The 19,371-nt window shown below is 62.8% G+C and carries 25 protein-coding genes; 1 reads left to right on the forward strand and 24 read right to left on the reverse strand.

What is annotated here, in order from left to right; genetic code table 11:
- Positions 1–746: 746 nt before the first annotated feature.
- The 16 genes from ACZ51D_RS04485 to ACZ51D_RS04560 all read right to left on the reverse strand — a co-directional run bounded on the left by ACZ51D_RS04485 (position 747) and on the right by ACZ51D_RS04560 (position 12,403).
- The gene (locus ACZ51D_RS04485; RefSeq protein ID WP_465661158.1) at positions 747–1,229 is read right to left on the reverse strand and encodes a hypothetical protein; all 483 of its coding nucleotides are present in this window, start codon (positions 1,227–1,229) and stop codon (positions 747–749) included.
- Between the two features lie 45 nt (positions 1,230–1,274).
- Positions 1,275–1,628, reverse strand: coding sequence for a hypothetical protein (locus tag ACZ51D_RS04490; protein WP_465661160.1), 354 nt, complete (start codon positions 1,626–1,628; stop codon positions 1,275–1,277).
- 143 nt (positions 1,629–1,771) lie between these two features.
- A complete protein-coding gene (locus tag ACZ51D_RS04495) occupies positions 1,772–2,011 on the reverse strand; it encodes a hypothetical protein (RefSeq protein ID WP_465661162.1) in 240 nt (79 codons plus the stop codon).
- Between the two features lie 115 nt (positions 2,012–2,126).
- Entirely contained in the window at positions 2,127–2,321 is a 195-nt protein-coding gene (locus tag ACZ51D_RS04500; protein WP_465661164.1) for a hypothetical protein, read from the reverse strand.
- Between the two features lie 36 nt (positions 2,322–2,357).
- Positions 2,358–3,185, reverse strand: a complete 828-nt coding sequence (locus tag ACZ51D_RS04505; RefSeq protein WP_465661165.1) for a sigma-70 family RNA polymerase sigma factor — start codon at positions 3,183–3,185, stop codon at positions 2,358–2,360.
- A 477-nt stretch (positions 3,186–3,662) separates the two neighbouring features.
- Positions 3,663–5,516, reverse strand: coding sequence for a DNA polymerase (locus ACZ51D_RS04510; protein ID WP_465661167.1), 1,854 nt, complete (start codon positions 5,514–5,516; stop codon positions 3,663–3,665).
- A 61-nt stretch (positions 5,517–5,577) separates the two neighbouring features.
- Entirely contained in the window at positions 5,578–8,007 is a 2,430-nt protein-coding gene (locus ACZ51D_RS04515; RefSeq protein WP_465661168.1) for a phage/plasmid primase, P4 family, read from the reverse strand.
- A 293-nt stretch (positions 8,008–8,300) separates the two neighbouring features.
- Complete coding sequence (locus ACZ51D_RS04520) at positions 8,301–8,762, reverse strand: HNH endonuclease (RefSeq protein WP_465661170.1); 462 nt, start codon at positions 8,760–8,762, stop codon at positions 8,301–8,303.
- 110 nt (positions 8,763–8,872) lie between these two features.
- On the reverse strand, positions 8,873–9,154 hold the full coding sequence (locus ACZ51D_RS04525) for a hypothetical protein (RefSeq protein ID WP_465661172.1): 282 nt from the start codon (positions 9,152–9,154) through the stop codon (positions 8,873–8,875).
- Positions 9,147–9,479, reverse strand: coding sequence for a hypothetical protein (locus tag ACZ51D_RS04530; RefSeq protein ID WP_465661173.1), 333 nt, complete (start codon positions 9,477–9,479; stop codon positions 9,147–9,149). The genes ACZ51D_RS04525 and ACZ51D_RS04530 overlap by 8 nt, the downstream gene beginning before the upstream one ends.
- A 114-nt stretch (positions 9,480–9,593) precedes the next feature.
- Positions 9,594–9,824, reverse strand: coding sequence for a hypothetical protein (locus tag ACZ51D_RS04535; protein WP_465661174.1), 231 nt, complete (start codon positions 9,822–9,824; stop codon positions 9,594–9,596).
- Positions 9,825–9,853: 29 nt separating this feature from the next.
- Positions 9,854–10,534 carry a recombination directionality factor gene (locus ACZ51D_RS04540; RefSeq protein WP_465661409.1) on the reverse strand — a complete coding sequence of 227 codons (681 nt, stop codon included), beginning with the start codon at positions 10,532–10,534 and terminating at the stop codon, positions 9,854–9,856.
- Positions 10,535–10,699: 165 nt separating this feature from the next.
- Positions 10,700–11,089 (reverse strand): hypothetical protein, encoded by a 390-nt coding sequence (locus ACZ51D_RS04545; RefSeq protein ID WP_465661175.1) that lies wholly within the window; start codon positions 11,087–11,089, stop codon positions 10,700–10,702.
- Between the two features lie 155 nt (positions 11,090–11,244).
- Positions 11,245–11,826 carry an RNA ligase family protein gene (locus tag ACZ51D_RS04550; protein WP_465661177.1) on the reverse strand — a complete coding sequence of 194 codons (582 nt, stop codon included), beginning with the start codon at positions 11,824–11,826 and terminating at the stop codon, positions 11,245–11,247.
- Positions 11,823–12,257 (reverse strand): DUF7448 domain-containing protein, encoded by a 435-nt coding sequence (locus tag ACZ51D_RS04555; RefSeq protein WP_465661178.1) that lies wholly within the window; start codon positions 12,255–12,257, stop codon positions 11,823–11,825. Before ACZ51D_RS04555 ends, ACZ51D_RS04550 begins: the two co-directional genes overlap by 4 nt.
- Positions 12,254–12,403, reverse strand: a complete 150-nt coding sequence (locus tag ACZ51D_RS04560; RefSeq protein WP_465661179.1) for a hypothetical protein — start codon at positions 12,401–12,403, stop codon at positions 12,254–12,256. Before ACZ51D_RS04560 ends, ACZ51D_RS04555 begins: the two co-directional genes overlap by 4 nt.
- A 264-nt stretch (positions 12,404–12,667) precedes the next feature.
- On the opposite strand from ACZ51D_RS04560, the gene ACZ51D_RS04565 reads away from it, so the two are divergent.
- Positions 12,668–13,159 (forward strand): hypothetical protein, encoded by a 492-nt coding sequence (locus ACZ51D_RS04565; protein WP_465661181.1) that lies wholly within the window; start codon positions 12,668–12,670, stop codon positions 13,157–13,159.
- Between the two features lie 681 nt (positions 13,160–13,840).
- Here ACZ51D_RS04565 and ACZ51D_RS04570 read toward each other — a convergent pair.
- The 8 genes from ACZ51D_RS04570 to ACZ51D_RS04605 all read right to left on the reverse strand — a co-directional run bounded on the left by ACZ51D_RS04570 (position 13,841) and on the right by ACZ51D_RS04605 (position 19,371).
- Positions 13,841–14,527, reverse strand: a complete 687-nt coding sequence (locus tag ACZ51D_RS04570) for a hypothetical protein (RefSeq protein WP_465661182.1) — start codon at positions 14,525–14,527, stop codon at positions 13,841–13,843.
- A 101-nt stretch (positions 14,528–14,628) separates the two neighbouring features.
- Positions 14,629–14,832 carry a hypothetical protein gene (locus tag ACZ51D_RS04575; protein ID WP_465661184.1) on the reverse strand — a complete coding sequence of 68 codons (204 nt, stop codon included), beginning with the start codon at positions 14,830–14,832 and terminating at the stop codon, positions 14,629–14,631.
- 65 nt (positions 14,833–14,897) lie between these two features.
- The gene (locus tag ACZ51D_RS04580) at positions 14,898–15,950 is read right to left on the reverse strand and encodes a hypothetical protein (protein WP_465661186.1); all 1,053 of its coding nucleotides are present in this window, start codon (positions 15,948–15,950) and stop codon (positions 14,898–14,900) included.
- A 395-nt stretch (positions 15,951–16,345) separates the two neighbouring features.
- On the reverse strand, positions 16,346–16,924 hold the full coding sequence (locus tag ACZ51D_RS04585; protein ID WP_465661187.1) for a deoxynucleotide monophosphate kinase family protein: 579 nt from the start codon (positions 16,922–16,924) through the stop codon (positions 16,346–16,348).
- 45 nt (positions 16,925–16,969) lie between these two features.
- Positions 16,970–17,287, reverse strand: coding sequence for a hypothetical protein (locus tag ACZ51D_RS04590; protein WP_465661189.1), 318 nt, complete (start codon positions 17,285–17,287; stop codon positions 16,970–16,972).
- A gap of 167 nt (positions 17,288–17,454) precedes the next feature.
- Positions 17,455–17,682, reverse strand: coding sequence for a hypothetical protein (locus tag ACZ51D_RS04595; RefSeq protein WP_465661190.1), 228 nt, complete (start codon positions 17,680–17,682; stop codon positions 17,455–17,457).
- Complete coding sequence (locus tag ACZ51D_RS04600; RefSeq protein ID WP_465661192.1) at positions 17,682–18,827, reverse strand: peptidoglycan-binding protein; 1,146 nt, start codon at positions 18,825–18,827, stop codon at positions 17,682–17,684. The genes ACZ51D_RS04595 and ACZ51D_RS04600 overlap by 1 nt, the downstream gene beginning before the upstream one ends.
- 16 nt (positions 18,828–18,843) lie before the next feature.
- Positions 18,844–19,371 (reverse strand): hypothetical protein, encoded by a 528-nt coding sequence (locus tag ACZ51D_RS04605; RefSeq protein ID WP_465661194.1) that lies wholly within the window; start codon positions 19,369–19,371, stop codon positions 18,844–18,846.

Below are 19,371 nucleotides of genomic sequence, written 5' to 3' on the forward strand. Positions count from 1 at the left end.
AGCCATTGGTCCACGCTGTAAGGAAGTTGATCACCCGTCAGTGCGGGTGCACGTGCCCGCCCGCGCGCCCCCCGGCGCACACCCCAACGGCAAAGCCCCCACAAGGCCCGTAGGGGGCCTCACAGGGGCTTAGTGGGGGCCTGGCCCAACCGGCGCCAAAACGGACCGCAGAGGGGCGCTCAGGGCGTTCTCTCGGGGCAGCTGCCGCAATATCCGCCGCGCGTCTTGCCTTGCAGCACTGCCCATGCCCGGATCGCTTCGCCTGACCACATGTGCATGGGCGTCAGCGTGATGGTTGGGTCGCCTTGCGGTTTGTAGCACTCCCCCTCGGGGTTCCAAAGCCATTCGTAGGTACCAATGGTTAGCTTGGAGCACAGCCCGTACATGCGAAGCCTCAGGCGTGGGTAGCCCCGACTGCCCGGGGCCTTAGCGATCAGCTCGCCTAGCATCCGCAGAACCCGGCAGGCGTCCCATTGCGTGTAGACGAAATCCTGTACGGGCGGGGTGCGTTCACACGGCGCCCACTCCCAATTACCCGGGCCACGCTCCCGAGGCACCTCTAGCGCCACCTCTACGGTTGGGCGCTCCCAGCAGTGCATGACCTATCACTCCTCATTGCGGGTTATTCGTATGACAAGCGCACGGTACAGCACGAAAGTGACCAGATCGGACTTGTTAGTTAAGGTAATCAACCTTTAGGGCAAACAAAAAAACCACCCCCGAAATTTCGGGGGTGGCTAGTCGTTCTACTCGGAGTCGTCCCGCAGCCACGGCCGCAGCGAGTCTTCCATGTTGGCCCTAAGCCAGCGCGCCGCACTCTCGGGAATCCGGTAAAGCTTGTCCAGTCCCCCGGCGGTCTTGCCCTGAATGTTCAGCCACCGGCCGTCCTCATCCTCGCTGACCCAACAAAGCTCAACATCCGCAATGGTTTCCGTGATCTGCATCTTGGATTTCCTTTCCATTTCGGGCGACTTGACGATACTTCCGCCGTGCCGCCGAGCGAAGAACTGCGCCGTAGTTTCATCCCACGCGCCGCGTTCTGTCCCATCCTCGTAAACGACCCTATAGGGCGTCAGTCCGCGCTGCGCCGCAAGCTTTATGGCTTTGGCTTCCAGCTCATAGGTTTCGCACGTTCTCGACCGACACGCAGCGCACCCGCCGTGCATGCGAAACGCCTTGAACGCTTGCAGCGCTTCGGCTTCGGTAGTCGGGTCGTACATGTCAGTCATGCCCACCCCTTAGGTAGGCCCCCGCCGGAGCGGGGGCCATTTAGCCTAGTAAGCGACATCCAGCGCGTCCGCGCACGCCCGGGGAATCCGGCGGTAGTGCTTTCGCTCCAACCCAATGGAGTCAGCCACCCCCATGAGGTACTGCTGGCGGATGCGACGGTTGCCGTTCCCCCAGAAGCGGACCGCGTGGGCAAGATCCCAAGCAATCTTCCCCTCAACCCGGTACTCGGTGCCCTCAATCTCGACGGTGACCATGTCCTTTCCCTCCTCGGCGACCGCAGCGGCACGCTCGCCCTGGTAGCGGGCACCCCACGGGGTCAGGGTGCTGACGCCCCCACGGACACCGTCAAGCTTGTAGTCGTAGGTGCCATCCGCCTTGCGAACCGTGGTGACCTTCACTGTCCCGCTCCCCTGTCTCGTCGTCTTGCTGCTGAGAAGACTTAAGCACAGTCGCGCTGCGCTGCACAACCCCACCACCCCCGAAATTTCGGGGGTGCCTGAACATGCGAAAGCCCCCGCCGAAGCAGGGGCAGACGCTTGGCTCAGTCCAGACAGGTGGTCGAGAAGACCGGTTGGTACGCCACGCCCTTGCCGTTCGGCACCAACATCCATGTTGTAGTGGTCGCCTCATGCTTGCACGGCTTACCCAAGTCACAGGCAGTCAGCCCCAGCGCGAGCAGTACCAGCAGCACCATGGTTGCCAAGAACCGGCGCATGCGCGGCAGTTGGCGCCGCTCGCCCCCGTCGCCGCCGGTGCCCCATTCGATCGGCTCAATAACCATTGATCACCTTCCCATAACGAAAACAACCACCCCCGAAATTTCGGGGGTGGTTGCTACATTTCAGCGGCCTACTTGGCGGTATAGACCTGTGACATGATCTTGTCGTCTACGCGTGTCACGCGGCTTGGAGTGCGTCACTCTCCCAGAGTTCCGGGGTCACCATGAAATCGTTCTCGTGCGGCTTGCGGGACTTCCGGCCACAGGCAGGGGCACAGTAGAGCGTGGTGGTTCGGTTCTGGAACGAAACCGTGTACTCCTCCCCACAGGCAAAGCAGCGCTTATAGGTGGTGGTGTAGGCGTTGACAGTCACGGCGGGTCCCCTCAAGTTCCGTTCAGCGGTGGGCAGTTACGCGGCGAATGCGTCTGTCGGGTAGAGCGCCGCGAAGCGCTGGTATCCCTTGGTGCGCGCCTGCTGCACCTGATAGGAAGTCAGCCCCATGTCGGTGGCAAGCTCAGCATCGTTCTCCCCCACGCCGTAGTAGGCAGCCGGAGTGATTCCGAAGCTTGCCCGGAGCACGTGCGCCATGCGCTCACTCAGCTTGTCCAGCGTGAGGTGAACGATTCGGCGCGTCTCTTGCCGCTTTGCTGACTCAATGTCGGCGGGGGTCAGCAGATCGTCCGGGATGCCGAGCGTGCTGTGGATCTGCATCGTGATCGTGGTCATGCCCGTGTTGTTCGGGTCGCCCTTCTCTGACCCTGCCGGAGCATCGGCCCAGAGAGCGCCCTGCCACGCCAGGCGGGCCGCATAGGCGTGCTCCGGGGACATCTTTCGCTTGCCCATAGCTTCGGCGCTGCAAGCAAGCTTCTCGGCTTTGTGGGGGTCGCCCTCAGCCAGCGACAGTGCCCGCTCAAAATCCTTGGCCGCTTGCGGGGAGACGCCCGTACGGGTCAGTGCCCGCCGTTCGTCGCTGAGTACGCCGTTCAGCGTCCGGTCAATGAACACGAAGAACTGTGCCACGTCAGTCCCGTCGAACCGAGCGATTGCCTGCCAGACGGCCATCCGGCCTACCTGCGCCAGGTCTTCCGAAAGGTCCTCATCCAGCCCGTTGACCCCCCGGGCGTACCGGCGCGCAAGCTGTACAACTCTCTCGTCAGTAGCGGCCACCACGGCAGAGACGGCCTCAAGGTCATTCGCCTTGGCGTCGGCAATCTGCTGCTCGGTCAACTCGATCATGTGACGTGCCACCTTCCAAGCTGTGGGGATTCTCTGTTTTTAGGGAGAGAGCAAGGAATTCCTCGGGCTGATCTGACCGGTGCGCATGCCAAATTCGTGGGGGCAGCACAGGTCAGCCCAGCACAAGGCAGGGCTAGACGCTGGCGGTGTGAGGGCCGGACGCTGTCGCTACACAGAACATACGCCCGACCACTGACAGCCGACCAGTGCGTTTCTATCTGACGGAACGTCAGGTTATGCTCCGTTACCCATTCGATTCAAAGGCGGGGGGCCGCGTCATCCTTAGGTAGTACGGTTCGGCCCCCGTTGATCAGCTTGCAACACCTTAGATTGCTCGGATTGCGCCTCTAACCTCAAATCTGACGCAGTGCCAGGTTACCTAGCGGTTGTGATCCAGATGTCACCCCCGAAATTTCGGGGGTGACTGGCCACATCCCAGGCCACTCCGGAGCGTGACCAATAATTGTGACCTATGTCTCAGTAGTCGGCCCCGTATAGCGACCCCCACGACCGGCGCCCAATCTCCGCCTCGGCAACGATCGGCACGCCGAACAGATCGAACGTCATGCACTGCTCAATTGAGCGGGCGATCTCGGCAGCGTCGGCAGCCGGGACGGACGCCAACACCTCGTCATGGATCGGTAGCCGCATGTAGTCGAGCAACCCGGCTGCTTCCATGTTCAGCATGGCTTGCCCCAACACGTCACGCGCTGCCGACTGACAGGCGTAGTTGACCACTGCGTACGTACGATGCCGGTCGAGCGGAAGTCGCCGCCCGGTCGCAGAGACGAACACCATGCCAGTCTGGAAAGCTTCGCGCTGCCAGCGATTAGACGCGCGCTTGATTTCCGGGAACTCCCGGTCGTACGCGCTGATTGCCTGCTGAATCTCCGAAACTGGCGCGCCCGTCTGGCGGGCAATTGTGGTGGCTCCGCCTCCATAAACTTTTCCAAACCCCGCCCCCTTGAAAATCTTGCGGTGCCGCTTTGTGGCGTCCGGGCCCTTGATCAGCTGCGCCGTGTACATGTGAATGTCGAAGTCCGCGCCACCGTTGCAGAATCCATCCCGCATCTTGCGGACATCGGCAAGCGCTGCCAGTACGCGCATCTCGATCGCCTGAAAGTCGGTCGAGATCATCACGTGATCGGGCTCAGCGAGGATCGCACGCCGGATGACGTGGTCGGACGACGGAAGCTGATGCAGTCCGTCAGTCACAGACATACGTCCTGTGCGGGCAGCCAAAGGCGATATCGACGGGTGCAGACGCCCATTCTTCGACAGCTTGCCCATGAAACCCTCCGCGTAGGTCACGCCCCACTTGGACGCTCGCTTGCCCCTAAGTACTGCATCCGCCAGGGGGTTTGGCGTCCGCGCGCCGATGCGCTGCCAGTCCCGGTCAAGGTCCGCCAGCGGCAGCAGTACAGCTTTGTCTACCTTGAGGGCACCTTTCTCGGTGCGCTCCGTCAGCGTCTCCCCCATGCCTATGAGCGCTTGGGCCACCTGGGGCGCACTGCCGATGGAGGCGACCCCATAGCGGGCGGCCGTGGCCACGAACCTTTCCGCCTCAACTGCCAATCGGTCCGCCAGGCTTCGCGTGTATTCCTGGTCAACCAGCAGGCCGGTCCGCTGCATTACCGCGCAGATGCGGGCAATCTCGTGTTCGTACTTTCGAAGCGCGGGACGCACCCCAAGGCGGTCAAGCTCGGCAACTAGCACGAGCGCGATGCGGCTGCCAAGAATGACATCAAGTCCCGCGTAAAGGTTGTACGTTGGGTGGTCCAGCGGGATGCCCGCCCATCCGGTTGCCTTGGTCAGCCCAAGGGACCGAAAAACCGCCGTAAGGTCCCCCTGAGTGTCCGGCGCCGCCGGGTCAAGGTAGTGCGCGGAAAGCGCCTTGAGACCGGTCCCAATGCCGCCCTCCGAAGGCTGGCGGGGATCAACCAGCGCGGCAAGAATCTTCGTGTCCATGGTCCGTGGCGCAAGTGATTCCAGCGGGATACCGGCATGCTCGCCCAACACCAGCCAGTCGAACGCAGCGTTATGAATCAGGAACCGGTGAGCATTCCGCAGTACCGTGAGGGCGGCGCGCTGGAACTCTCCGCCACGTTCCCAGTGAATGACGTAGGCCGTGTCGCGGGTGCCAAATTGGATGGTGCGCAACCGGTAGTGGGCGGCAAATATGTCCAGGCCCGTGGTTTCGGTATCCAGCGCCAACGGGCCCATGCGGGCAGAGCTTTCGGCCCATTCAAGGAACGCGGAAAGGTCGGCACCGTCTTCCGGAACGTAGACGTTGACCCGGTCGCCAGCAATGGTGTGCAAGTGCGCGCGCATGTCTCTCCCATGCAAAGCCAGTCACCCCCGAAATTTCGGGGGTGGCCGGTAGGTTGGTCGGCTACTTAGCAAAGATGCCGGGGCCCGTGGTGGCCGACTCGGCGCCAGCGATGCGCACGCCCACTAGGGCCATGCCCGCCGGTACGCGCTTGCGGTGAATCCCTCGTTCTTCCATGGCGTCGTAGAACGCGCGTCGGGTCCACCGTTCCTTCGCTGGCAGGTTTTCTGCCTCGCACCACTCCAGATAGCGGTTAAACGCCTCGGTGCCGTTGAGGCTACATCCGTCGTCGCAGCGCTCAAGTACGCCCGGGAAAAAGCCCGCTAGGGCGTCGCTGGTCTCCCGGTATTCCTTGCTCGCCTCGGTGATCACGAGCGGGTCGTTGAGCCCGGCGCGGAACCACTCGACAGCCCCCTTGACCGCCCACGCGGCAATGCCTTCGGCTTCCGCCAGAAGCTTCGCGTCAAGGCCGTAGTCGCGCTCATGCGGGGCAAACACTCGCCGGAACGGGATCATCTTCACGCGGCGCCAAAGCCCCTCATCCTGCCCCCGAAACTTGGGCTTGTGATTGGTGGCCAGCAGCAGCAAAAAGCTGGGCTTGAACTCAAAGAATTCTTGGCGCAAGAACCTCGCTGCGATCATGTCCTTGCCGGTCACCCGCTTGAGAACAGCTTCGGACATCGGCTTGCCGGACTCACCCTCACTGGCCATGACCAGACGCGAAGCCCTCAGCGCGGCAACGTCGTTGGGGATTCCGCCGCTGGACTTCTCCTCAAAAGTCGCAAAGGGTGTGGTCTTTGAGATGGATCGGAAGACGGCCGTCAGCGTGTCGCATAGAACGCTCTTACCGTTCGCCCCCTTACCCCATAGCACGGCGAAACACTGCTCACTCACGTGGCCCGTGATGCCGTATCCGATCAACCGGCGCATGTAGTCCGGCAGTTCGGGAAGCTTGGGGAAGATTTCCGACAGGAACGATTCCCACCTAGGGCACTCGGCATCCGGCCGGTAGTTCAGCGTCAGGCAGTACGTCAGCATGTCGCGCTGGTCGTGTGGCTTGAGCTTGCCGGTGCGCAAGTTCACAGTGCCGTTGCGAAAGCTGAGCAAGTCCGGCCGGGCGTCGAATGCGGATGCGTCCACGTGCACCGACGGAACCGAGCGAAGCTCAGTCATCAGCGCGTCAATGCGCGTGGTCATGGTAAAGCCGCGCGCTTTCTGGTGTTCGCCAGCAAGCACAAGCGCCGCGCCCATGCGGTGAATTTCCTGTCGGACCTGAACCTCTGAGCGCTCCCATACGGCGCCGTTCCACACGTAGTAGCCGAGACCCTGGGCGAACTTGATCCGGCCGCCACACCAGGACACCAGCGCGTGAGCGTTCATCGCGTCAGACTCGCCGTACCGGGTGATGAGATCGGCCAACACCCGTGCCGCTTCCAGCCCTTGAGCCTTGGTGACCGTGTTGACGCCGGTCCGTTCTTCCAGCTCAGCGCGGAATGCCTCGGCTTCTTCCTCCGCTGTGTCACGCACCGGGCGGGCAGCCTTGACGGCTGCGTGCAGCTTCGCCGGAAACCCCGGCCGGTCCCGGTCCCGCCAATCCGTAAGATCGTCGCCCAGGTTGGGGATCGTCAGCGCGTAGACATCTACGCCGTGCTCGGCCAGACCATCGGACAACCGGCGCGTAAAGCTCTGCCCCGCCGTGTCGTTGTCCCCGCAGACGATTACCTGAGTTCCCTTGAGACCGGCGGCAAGCTCGGCCACAAGCTCAGGGCTGCCCGCCAATGCGGCGCCCCGGACGGCCACGGCGTCATAGCCCACAGAAACGGCTGTGAGGGCGTCTCCCGGGCCTTCCGTGACCAGGGTGGCACTGTGTCCCCCTTGGCCCCTGAAAACGCCGTACGGGGCCCACCTCGCCCCTTCCGGGTTGGACAGCCCGACCCACCGACTAGAGCAGTACCCAGAGAGGTCCCGTCCCTGCATGCCACGCGGGATGCCCGAGAAGTCCCGGAATGGCACCGTAAGGCGGGGGTACGACGTGAACGCTCGGGACGTGTACTGAAACCCGAACCCCGGTGCGCTGTAGCCAAGTTCGAGCTCTGCCGCCGCATCGTCGTCAAGGCCGAAGCGGTCCGCGTAGTACGAACGGGCAGCCACGCTACCGGGGTTGCCGTAGTCGAACAGGGCGGACGTGGTGGCGTCGATGTACACGGCCAGTGCGGCAGTTTGGCCAGCACCAACCAGGGACGGCCGTTCCTTGGGCACGGTCAGCCCCTCCCCCGTCGCGTTGAACAGCGCTGCCCACTCGAACCCAACGGCCTTGAGCACGTTCTCAGTTGCGCAACTAGCGCGGCAAGTGAGCCTCACCTTGAGGTCGTCACCGCGCCAGATGCGGAGGGACGGGCGGCTGTCAGCGTGTGCCGGGCACAGCGCCAGATAGCCCCCGTCTGCTTCCTCCGAGACGTCGGTGAAGCGGGCAAGCACGTCAGCGAATTTCACGGGCATTCCTTCCTCTCATTAAACCCTTGAGAGCAGGGAATTCCTCACGCTGCGTGAACAAGAATGTCCGCTTTAACCCGGAACACCCGACGCCAGCATGCCCCGCGGAATATACGGAGAGTTACGATCCCCGATGGCCTCTTGTGCTTCCTTGCGCCACTGTCGAGCTTCACGGCGCCGGACACGTCGGTGTTCACGCGCCTTGCCGCCGTCATGGTGGATTTCGTCCGCGTACCGGTGGAACCCCTGTGAGCGTCCCCGGAGAATCACACCTGGGCTGCGTCGCGTATTCCTCATGACACCGCCCATTCCGCCAGAGTCTTTGCACCCTTGGACAGGTTGCACTTCTGGCACGCCGGAACAATGTTGGATTCAACGTCAGCGCCACCCCGAGACAGCGGCTCCACGTGGTCCAAGTGGCTTGCTCGCGCGTCGCAGTAGGCACAGCGGTTACGCCAGCGTCGGAAGATTTCCGTACGGCTGTACTCCACATGCTCGACCCCGTACGCGACCGCCCGCCGCTTGTGTGTCAGCGTGTGGCGCTTGTCTGGCGACAACTGCCGGTAATAGCTCTTAATATGGGCCGCACGGCGCTTGTTGCGGCAGGTTTGGCACGCCCGACTAGGCTTGCGCGCCTTGCCTGCCAGGAACGCGTCAGCAGGCTTCTCGCGCCCGCACAGTTCACACCTCACCAGCGCTCCCCGATGTACCGGCCAATGAGCCAACCCGCTACGGCTCCAACGACGTTGAGCCACACGAGCACAGCAAAGAAACTCACATCGAAACCCTTCCCACCCCCGAAATTTCGGGGGTGATATGCGAAAGGGCCGGACTGCACCACGTGGGTACGGTCCGGCCCTTGCTACTACTCGTCTCGGTAGGCCACCTGCGACGCGACTAGCCGCACGTGTTCAGCGCTGATCCACTCGGTTCGGAGAGACCGGCGCTTGGTAAATCCGGACTCTGTGCCGGTGGGCTGCACGTGCAGCATCGGCCGTAGGCGCCCGCCTTCCAGAACTGCCGTGACCTTGAGGACGATTGCGTCACTCATGCGGACCCGGTTTCCCTGCCGCACGGCGTACGCCACCATGTCGCCCCGGTACAGTTCCTCACCCGCATAGTCGGTGACGGTGCCGCGCTTAGCCACGGGCATTCTCATCCCAGTCAGCCGGGAAATCATCGACCATCAGAGTCCCCCGAATCAGGCTGTAAGCATGACGCGTACCAGCGTAGAATCCGCCGCTGATCGTAGCCCGTGCCAGCGCATCGGAAATGCTTCGCTGGTGCTTGCGCGGGCTGTTGGTCTCCGATCCGCCGACCTTGGAGAGCACAGCGCGCAGAAACTCGGCTTCCCTAACAGACAGGGTCAGCACCACTACCGGCTCAGTCTTCACGACCGGCCAATCAACCTTTGCAGCCTCAGCCATTGCCCATCCCCTCATCATCCCAACCGAACCGGCGGCGGCGCTCATGAATCACAGCTAGCCGCCACTCCGGGGCCCACTCCCACAGCGGACCCCGGATTGCGTCATCTTCTGTGCCGCGCAACACAGTTCGCATGTGCTCGCGCTTCTCGCTGTCAGTCATTAGCCAGCGATGTAAGAGGCCAGCAGCACCGTGTTGCCGTGGTCGCGGCCATCGGTCAGCTTCTCAACGGACGCATTCGCGCCGTTCTTCTGGAAGCCCTCAAACGGGGTGCCGTCAACACCGCCGGTCACAAGGTCGAGTGCCTGCTTGCGACCCTTGGCGCGGACAATCAGCGCGTCGTACTGGTCAGCGTCGACAGCGTCCTTGCGGGTAACAAGGTAGAAAGCCATTGGTTACTCTCCTAACGAAGTTGGGGAATTCAGCGGGGGTCGGTGATGGCGTCTGCGTACGCCTTGAGAACCTTGATCACGGGCTTGCGGTACGAGACGTTCCGGCCCGCCTTGGTGGTGTACTCGACCAGCTCAAGGGACAGCTCGGCCAACGCCTCCCCGTCGATGCGAGCAAGGGCGTTCTCGGTCTCGTGCAGAACCTCGGCAAGGGTCCACGCTGCCGACTGGAAGCGGAACATTCCCAGCTCGGGATCGTCGGCAAGACGGAAGCGGACGTGAATCGACGGGGACGGGCCCCGGAAAGCCTTGGCAGCCGCCTTGCGCTCAGCAAACAGGGCTGGGCAGCCACACGGGCGCCCCATGTCCGCCTCGGGGCTCAGGAACTCGACTCCGTCACAGTGGTGGACAAGCTGCGAGCGATTCCACAACTTCATATCCGCCGTAATGGCGTCCGGACCGTCAAGGATGACCAGCACCTTGTCCGCGTCCGTGACGAAATCGTGGTCCGGCTCATCCGGGGTCTCACCCGGCCGTACGCCAAAAAGCTGCGCCAGTGCCTGGCCAACCTCCGGATCGTCGGTCGAGACGCGCCACTCGCTCAGCGATTCCGGGACGTTGTTCACGGAGCGGCCGGAATGGAAACGGCCTACCGTGTCATCCGAGAATCGGGGCTTCGGCTTGCTCTCCGGATCGGTCTCGAAAATACGCATCGCCACCGGCGCTCTCCTCTTCTTCTTTGTTGAAACGACCCGGGGGTTACCGTCACCGGCCCGGGTCGTTTCACTGTCTCTTTCTGTTTTTCCTAGAGCGCATGGAATTCCGGCGGCAGAAATGGCAAAAGCCCCCGGTAACCGAAGTCACCAGGGGCTTTCCCGTTAGATCAGCACACCCTCAGGCATGCCAGCCTCAGCAGCGGCAAGGGCTTCCGCCCACGTGGCGCCGTTGTCCTGCCGATCCTGCGCCCGCGAAAGCGCATTGGCCACGTCGGCAGTCGTCTCAATCAGACTGGAAGCCACAATGTACGCGCCGGAACCTTCGCGGGTGGCCAGCACATCCAGCGGCACGCCAAGGCGGTAGAGCACAGCGCCCACCAGACAGCCGGGCCGCTCGTTGCCGCCATCGTCGTCAACGTGCACGTAGAAGCACGACAGGTTCTCGGGGTCAACCATGTAATCCGGTGCCGCGTATACATACTCCGGACGGTCCGCCACCACCTCACGCATGGTGGCCATGACCAGGGACTCAGACAGCTTGATTCGCTCCACTTACTCTCTCCTTCAACTGGCGGGAACTTCCTGTCATTTGAAGGAGAGAGCAACGAATTCCCGCCGCGCATTGCGCCGTTCGGACATGGCAAGGACCCGCCCCGGACAGTCCCGGGGCGGGTGTTGGCACCCCCGAAATTTCGGGGGTGGTAGGTCTAGTTAGGCGTCTCCCACTTACCGGCGTCGTTCGCGTCAAGGGTCACCTTGAACACCTGCCGAGTAGGGGTGTGCCAGACACACACTCCCTCCGGGTTCATGAACCCCGGTGCGGCGACTGAGCCGTACTGTGCCAGCCTGCCCAGCGCAGAACGGATGCGGGACTCACTGAACGTGCCTTGGTAGAGCACCGGCACGCGCTGAATCTCGACCCCGCCAACGAACGCATACGTGTACTGGTGTCGGTCCGTGTTGAACAGCGAGAAACGGCGCTCAGTGAGCCCGTAGCGCCGCTGTATGCCACTCCCCCACCACTCGCCAAAGTGGAGCCCCGGGCCCAGTAGTTCGGCCAGTGCAGACGCGTTCTGGTGAACCCATGCAGCAAAGCCGTAGTTGTCCGCGCCCGGGTAGATCAGTCGGGTACGGGACTGAGCCGTAATGGCGTATGTGCCGGGGCACTCCGCATTCTCGACGATGTGCACGGCAGCGTTGGCGCCGTCGATCTTCTCGGTAACAACGATGTCCCGGAACAGTCGGGGTGTCTTGGGCCACGGGGTGAACTTCGGCGCGGTCGTAGTCACTTGCTCTCTCCCTGGTCCAGTTCCTTGACGCTGATGTCAAACCCGTAGGCGTAGTAGAACGGGTTGCCGCTGCTCCACCCGACCGAGAGTTCAAGCACGTCGCCCATGTCCGCATAGACGTGCCATGTCTGGTACCCGTCGGTTGTACCCACTCCGGTGATGATGTGGTCAACGCGTTCCGGGTGGAGCAGGAATGACGTCAATTCGGTGTAGGCACAACAGTCGTCGGTGTCGACTAGCTGCACCTGCCGTCCGTTGTCAAGCGTGATGATCATCGCGCTCTCAGTACCGCCCCACCACCGGGGAACCGTCGTCTTGACAGCGCCGACGATTCGGTGACCGACCACCGCGCCACTGAGAGCGGCCACGTTATCCGGCATCGTGCCGTTGTCCTCGTCAGGGTCCAACTCCTCAGTCACGTAAAGGCTCACTTGCCCCGCCTCTGCGTGCCGGTCACGAGCTTGCCGGAAGACTTGGCAATTGCCCTGCCAATGACGGTCTTTGAAACCTCCCGGTCCCAATCAAAGACCTTGCGGAGCGTCAGGAAGAACTCAAACACTTCGCGGTCGATGCGCACGGGCTTGAACGCCCAACCCTCCGGCGTGATGTGGAGTACCGCAGCGCCGTCAAACTCCGGCATGGGCCGCGAAGTGCCGTCGGGGCTGATGATGCGGTCAGCGTGGGCATACGCGCTCATCTGTAGGGCAACGTCCGGGTAAGTGTCCTTGCTGGTCTTCCAGTCGCAGATCAGTAGGACCGGTTCGCCGGAGCGGTCCGGGGTCGGGTTGCCGTCCGCGTCGAGCCACACGCGCAGAATCGCGTCAAAGCTACCGGCGAACCGGTGAGCGTCCGACCACGCCACATCCTCCGCGCCGACAAGCTCAGGGTTCACGGTCGCCAGGAAGTCAGCGAACAGCACCTTGTACGGCTCAAGGTCCGGGTGCACGCTGCCGACCTCTTCGCCCCTGATCATGCGCTCGAAGAGATCGTGCGCCTTACTGCCGACGTCGGCCCGGATCTTCGTGTAGCGGCGGCTTGCGCCCTTCAGATAGTCAATGGCGCCTTGCCGGTCGCGCTCTGCCATCTGCGCGACGAACGGCAAACTGTCGACCGCAAGCTCAGCGGTCAGCTTCGCCGCCCAGTACATGAGGAAAGGCTTCGGAAGCATCGAAATCACGGAGGTGACTCCGGGGAGCTTGACGGCCGGACGGTCCGGGTCGAGATAGAAGCGACTACCGCCGCGCTGGATTGTGCGAACGCCTGCCATGTGCTCTCCCCTGCGGGGTTGGTGATCCTGTCATTACAGGGAGAGCGCAAGGGATTCCTGATGTAGTTATGTAGTTTCGGGACCACTTCCAGGATTAGCTATAGGTTTCTCTTTGGATTCCAGAAACAGCCCTCAGAACTACATAACTACATCCGGGCCCGGTGACCTGCGCTGATTACGCAGAGATACGCCGCCATCGACGGATCGTGACAAGGCCCTGTACGGCAGTCTCCGGGCACGAAAAAGCCCCTGCCGGGCCGGTGGGCCAGACAGGGGTTGAACGGGCGCCTGAGGGGCGCTTAGGGACGTCTACTTGGCAATCTTGCCTGCGCTCACTTGTTCTCTCCCTGCTGTCGGGTCATAGCGTCCGTGGGTAGCTCACACGGGGCCTTACAGCGCCATCCGTAGGCGCCGAGCGAATCCAGCGCCCACGGTGGCGACTCGACGTGACACCGGATGCACACCTTGCGGTCTTCCATGGGGTATCTCCTAGGCGCTGAGGGACCCCGGCCGACCAACCGGCCGACCGGGGGATGAACGGGCCGCTACGGGGCGGCTAGCGGGCTTCTCGGGGGTCCAGAGTGACAGTCACGTCCGTCACGCTGTCCGGGTGCAGCCCCCACGTGACGTAGGAGACGGTCCACTCTGTTCCGTCCGTCCACATCAGGTGCTCACCCTGCCGTGGCACGGCGGGCATGGTTCGCTTTGCATCCCACTCCGGGAAAGCAAACGTCACCTCAAGCATGATTACGCCTTCCCGCTCAGTCGGGCGTACAGCGCCGCGCACTCGTCACAGGCAAGCACGTAGCCAACCGCTTTACCGCAGTGAATGACCTGCGTGGCAGGAACCTCGGCTGCCGCATGCTTAGGGCTGTAGGCACACACAGCGCCTTCACCAGGCTGCAACAGACCCTTAAGCAGGTTTTCCTTCCGCTCCGCGTTCACGTCGCGCGGCAGTACCTCAAGGGTGCTTTCGTCCGCCTCTACTGGGGTGCCCTTGGGCTCAGTGCGGACCAACCAGCGGTCAGCGCCGATCTTCCGCTCAACGGTCCCCGTGTACTTGTAGCGGTTGCTCCGAACGCGCGCTCCGGCTTCCATGGGGCCGGTTACGTGGTCGGGCCGCTTCCGTCCGTGCTGACAGTCGGTGCACTCGCTGTCTCCGGCTACTACTGGGTTCCCACACGCGCACAGCGGGCACCCGTCACAGTCGCCGTAATAGTGAGCGTCCCACCAGCCGCACAGGTACAGTTCGGCTTCCTGGAGAGAAGCGACCCAGCGGCCCGGCTTCTTTTCGTGCCCGTAGGGGAACACCCACAGTTCCCCATCCTCCGTGCGGACGGTTCCCCGCTCGCCTGCCGATCCGGCGGACAGCCGCCACTTATCGGGCTCAGTCCGGACGATAAGAAGATCCCGGCCGGTGAACTCGAACTCCATTGACTCTCCCCTGTCTACGAGAAAGCCCCGTCCGCCCTGATTCCCGGACGGGGGCTGACTGCCTGTCAGACCACCCCCGAAATTTCGGGGGTGGGTACCGACTATGGGACCTCTTCCACCTTGTATTCGGCGCCCCGGTGCATTAGCGGTTCCCCCGCGCTCAGAGACGCTACCGCCGCTTCCTGGTCGCCGGTCCAGCCGTTGGCTTTGAGGACCGCCAGTAGCTGCCGCGCCGCCATATCTGCAGAGGCGTACTTGACGGCGAACACCTGCCCGCCTTTGCTGACCGCGATTGCCTTGAACACTTTCCCTCCTAGGGGAAAGCCCCCGTCCTAACTCTCGGCGGTGCGGGGGCGGTTCCGGCTAGCTATTACAGCTCGGCCTTGAAGATGGCCGTGCCAAAGGCCGTGAGGCGCGCCTTCGCCCTTTCCTTGCGCTCACCCTCGAAGCGATTTGCCAGCTTGATCATCTCGGCAAGCAGCTTCTCCATCTTCTCAGCGTCGCTCTCGAACTTGGCTTCCGGCGTGGTTTCGGGCGCCGCGCTACCGCCGCTCTCGCCGTCACCCTCCCCACCGTTGCCACCGTCGCCACCGCTTTCCGTCTTGGCAGCCTCAAGGGCCGCCAAACCAGCCTCAGCGAGAATCTTCTTTTCTGCCTGCCGCTCACGCGACTTCTCAAGGCTCGACTTGGTGTCGATCTTGTAGTACGCCTGAATTGCCGCAGAAAGCTCAAGGCCGGGGTGCTTCTCAAGAACCTTGGCGAACGTGGCGCGGTTTTCTTCGGTGTCCGCAATCTCGCGGACCGTGGTCACCAAAAGGTGGTTCATCTGGTATTCCTTGGCCCGCGCAAAGGCTGCAACGGAATCCCGAATTTCCTGGTCGGTGCCGTCAAGCTGGTCACCGGCCCCCCGCAGAACCGCGCTGTTCATCTTCTTCGTGCGGTCACGGGTGCACTTGAGGTCCGGCGCGCCGTTCTTGTCCAACACCATCATGCGACCCTGAAGGTCAACCTCGGCTGCCTCACGCGCCGCCGCACTGGCCTTGAGTTGACTCTTGACTCCGAGAAGGGTCTTCTCGATTCCGGCGTTGACCAGCTCGACCAGCGCGGGGTCTTCGGTGTAGTCCTGCTCCGCCGGATCGGCAGACGGAGCGGCCTCAACCTCAGCCGCAGGCTTGGTGGCCATGGCGGCCCGCAGCGCGTCACGGTACTTCTTGCGCGCCGGGGTGTCCGTCTTGCCGTCCGCCTTGTTCACCGTGCTGATGAGCGCGAGAGTCGCCGTTTCCAGCGCCTTGGCGTCTTCATCCTTGCCTTCGGCCATCCAAGCCGTGATCTTCTCAACGTTGGCCTCAATCTGCCAACGCACGTCCACCGGGGCGGCGGGCGTCTCGGGGGTCTCGGCGGTCTCGGCGGTCTTCTCGGCCATGGTGGTTCCCTCTCCCGTTTCAATGCTCCCGCTGTCAGCGGTTGCAGCTCGATCAATGTACGAAAGGCACGTACGGCACGTAACGTCAGCGTCGGTCTTGCGGTACTTGGTGCCACTATTGGTCATGTCGCCCGTACGGCAGAGCGGGAACGCGTGGTCGTCAGGCATCCCGGGCATACTGCTGTGCACCTTGCCACCCCGGACACTGATTACGTTCTCGACCACAATTTCGCCTCTCCCCTGCCCGGCCCGTTGCCGTGCTGCTGGGCACAACTGTAGGGCATCCGGCACCCCCAACCAAACCTGCTGGTCAGCGGCGTGTCGCACCCCCGAAATTTCGGGGGTGGGTACGCAAAAGCCCCCTACTGCCGGTTAGGGCAGTAGGGGGCTCAGTGTCAGACGAGTGAATCGGCTTGCGCCGCAAGGTTGTTGAGTGTGCCAGCGTTCAGCAGGACTGCATCCGGCATGTAGTCGTCTAGGGCTACCTCGCTGGCGTGTCGCCGGTTGGCCATCTCTTCCGAAGTGACCGTTTCCGCCGTGTAGTTGGGGCGGATGACCCGCACCATGTGAAACCCGCGCTCTCTCAGTGCTGCGTACTCGTTGGGGTATCGAACGTCCGTCACAACTACGGGAGTTGTGCACTGGTCTACCGTGTCCAGCGCAAGCCGTAGCCAGAAGTCCGGGTCACGGTCGCGGATGCCCTGCCCAAGACACTGCAAGGTGCGGCGAACTTCCGGCAGTTGATCCTTAGCGCGCCCCCACCCGTAGCGCCGGACAGCATCGCTGAGCCGTGTAGGCAGGTAGCCACCGCCCGCATGTTCGTGCGAAACGATGGGATCTAGCGACAGCGCCACGTCCTTGAGCGGGTCGGCGAACGCTACACGCGTGTAGTAGTGGGAACCCACGAGACGGGCGGCAACAGTGTCCTTACCGCTGCGCGCCCGCCCCATGAGTGCGATGCTTCGGCGTTCCAACGTCTCTCCCCTGTCCGCCAGTCACCCCCGAAATTTCGGGGGTGGTCAGCCACCGATCGGCGGAACCTGCGCCACGGCCGAAGAGGGCACCGACAGCGCCGAAGCGGCAGCCTGTTCGGCAGCCTTGACCATCGGAGCGGGGATCACGCGCTCTGCCTCACGCTCAACCACGGTTGCGATGCCGTGTCGGGCGATGTAGCCGGACGCGAAGGTAACCACGGCAGTGATGACCGTCTCCGCAAGACCCTGAATGTCAGACGGTACGCCACCCGGGAAGATGTGCGGCGCGAGGATGGAACAGACCAGCGTGGTACCAGAAGCGGCCACGGTGGAGGCGGTTACCTTGCCAGAAATGGGGGTCATTCGTTGATCCGTTCTGAGATTGCGTGAAACTCACGCGCTATGGTTCGCTGAATGCGCCGGTGATGCCATGCCCAGGAAGGTACGGACCACATCACCGACGCAACCAGGTTGGGCCACACCTGCGCCCATGACTGCGTTAGCCATTCCATCTAGAGCGCAATCCGTTCCTATTTCACGGCGCTGTATACCGCCGTCCCGGTGGCTATGAGACCAACCAGCGCGGAAGCACCGTACGCCACCCGCTCAACCGTCCGGATTCGCCTTTCGTGGTCGTCTAGCACCTCATCTACGTTCTGGCGGGTTTCCATGAGCGATCGGATATCGGCGCGCGTATCCCGAATTTCATCGTAGATTTCACGCGCCGAAATCGTCACGGACAGGGGGTCATCTGTCATTAGCCAACCACCACGAACCCGTACTTGGCACCCAGGCGGGATAGGGAGTCGCGCCCCGGAATACCGTTCGCACTGGCACCGCTGTAGCCGCATCGACGCTGCCACTCGGCGTACGCGGCAACGCTGGTCGAGCCAAACGAACCGTCGTAGCCGTACTGCGCCGCTAGCAGACCCTCCGCAACTAGGGCAGCCTCAACCGGCCGCACGTCGTCCGGGTGGGAAGTCGCCCCCTGTGCGGCACCCGGGTCGGTGCGGGAAGCGTCAATGATGTTGGACAGGCTGACATTCGGCAGCGCTGGAATGTCGTTGCCCTGCCCGTTGACCAGGAGGTTCCAGGTAGCCGGACCCGGGATGCCGTCAGCGTCGCCACCAGACCACCCCTGCGCCTCCTGAAACGCCCTGGTAGCTGCCTGGTCTGCCGCGCCGAAGTTGGGGCCCGCGCCGACGCTGTAGAAGCGCCCAGCGCCGCGCGCAATGAGCATCTGCCCAAGGCGAGTCACGTAGCCGTTGGACTGACCGGCACCGAAGTATCCAGCGCCCGGGAAGGCGTTCGCATCCGGCGCCGGAGTAGGGTCCGGAGCAGGGGCCGGGGCGCCGACGTTTGCCCAATCGCGTAGTTCGCCGATGCTGCCGAAGCTAGCAACGTTGCGGTCAATGCCGCCTGCCCAAGAATACTGGTGGAAGACCCAAGCGTGACTGATGTTCGGCCGCCCTGCCGGGCTGTTCGGGTCTGCGATCCACAGACCGTCGCCCGCAAAATTCTCAGTGTCTACGTTGACCCAAAAGTACCGGTTGCAGTAGAGCACCACCTTGTTGTTGGGTAGTCGGCCCTTGACGGCGTTAATCCACGCGTCTCGGTCCGCCTGAGTGACGCCGGACGCCTCCCAGTCATAGGCGACGATTTCGCCAGGCTGGATATCAGCGGTGACTAGGAAGTGGTTCACCTGCGCGGCAACGTTGCCCGGGTGCGCGAAGTGGTAGTGGCCGACAACTAGGCCAGCGTTGCGGGCGGTGGAAAGCTGCGCCGCGTACTTGGGGTTTACATAGCCGGTGCTCTCGGTCGCCTTGACAAAGGCGAACGACAGGCCCGAAACGTCGAAATCCGACGCCTGGTAGCTGGAAACATCTACGCCAAACAGAGACATGTGTTACTCGCTTTCTTTACGCGTGCACATAGAGGACAGATAGCGCCGTAGAAGCAGCAATGGTAGGCAGCGTGCCGCCGGTCGCCTGATATCCAGCCATCTCGATATAGTCGCCGACATTGCACCGAACGAGCCCTACAGCTTGAAAGTCGGCGTTGATATCGGAGTGAGTGCAGTCAAGTCCCGACTGCCACGGGTTGATGACTGACCCATTCTTCCAAATCTGGATTACACGGGCGCTCGTTGAGTTGACCGCAAAGGATAGGTTTGCGATTACCAGATACCACCCCGCAACCTGCGCGGTGTACCGGGAGTTGTTTACCGTGTTGCTGTGCCCGGCGTAGGTGTCGACAACCGTCGTGTCTAGCGAAATCGGGGTAACGGTGGTGGTTGGGATTGACTGGGCAGACGACTGCACAGCGGTGAACATCGGCGGGTTGAGCAAAAATGTAAGGCCGTTGTAGACGTTTGCGTTCCACAGCGCGCCGGTAGCGAAGTTGCCCGGCACCACAGACGCCGGAATGGGTACGGGTAGGTTGGTCAT

The organism is Kitasatospora sp. NPDC033851, from assembly GCF_055576085.1.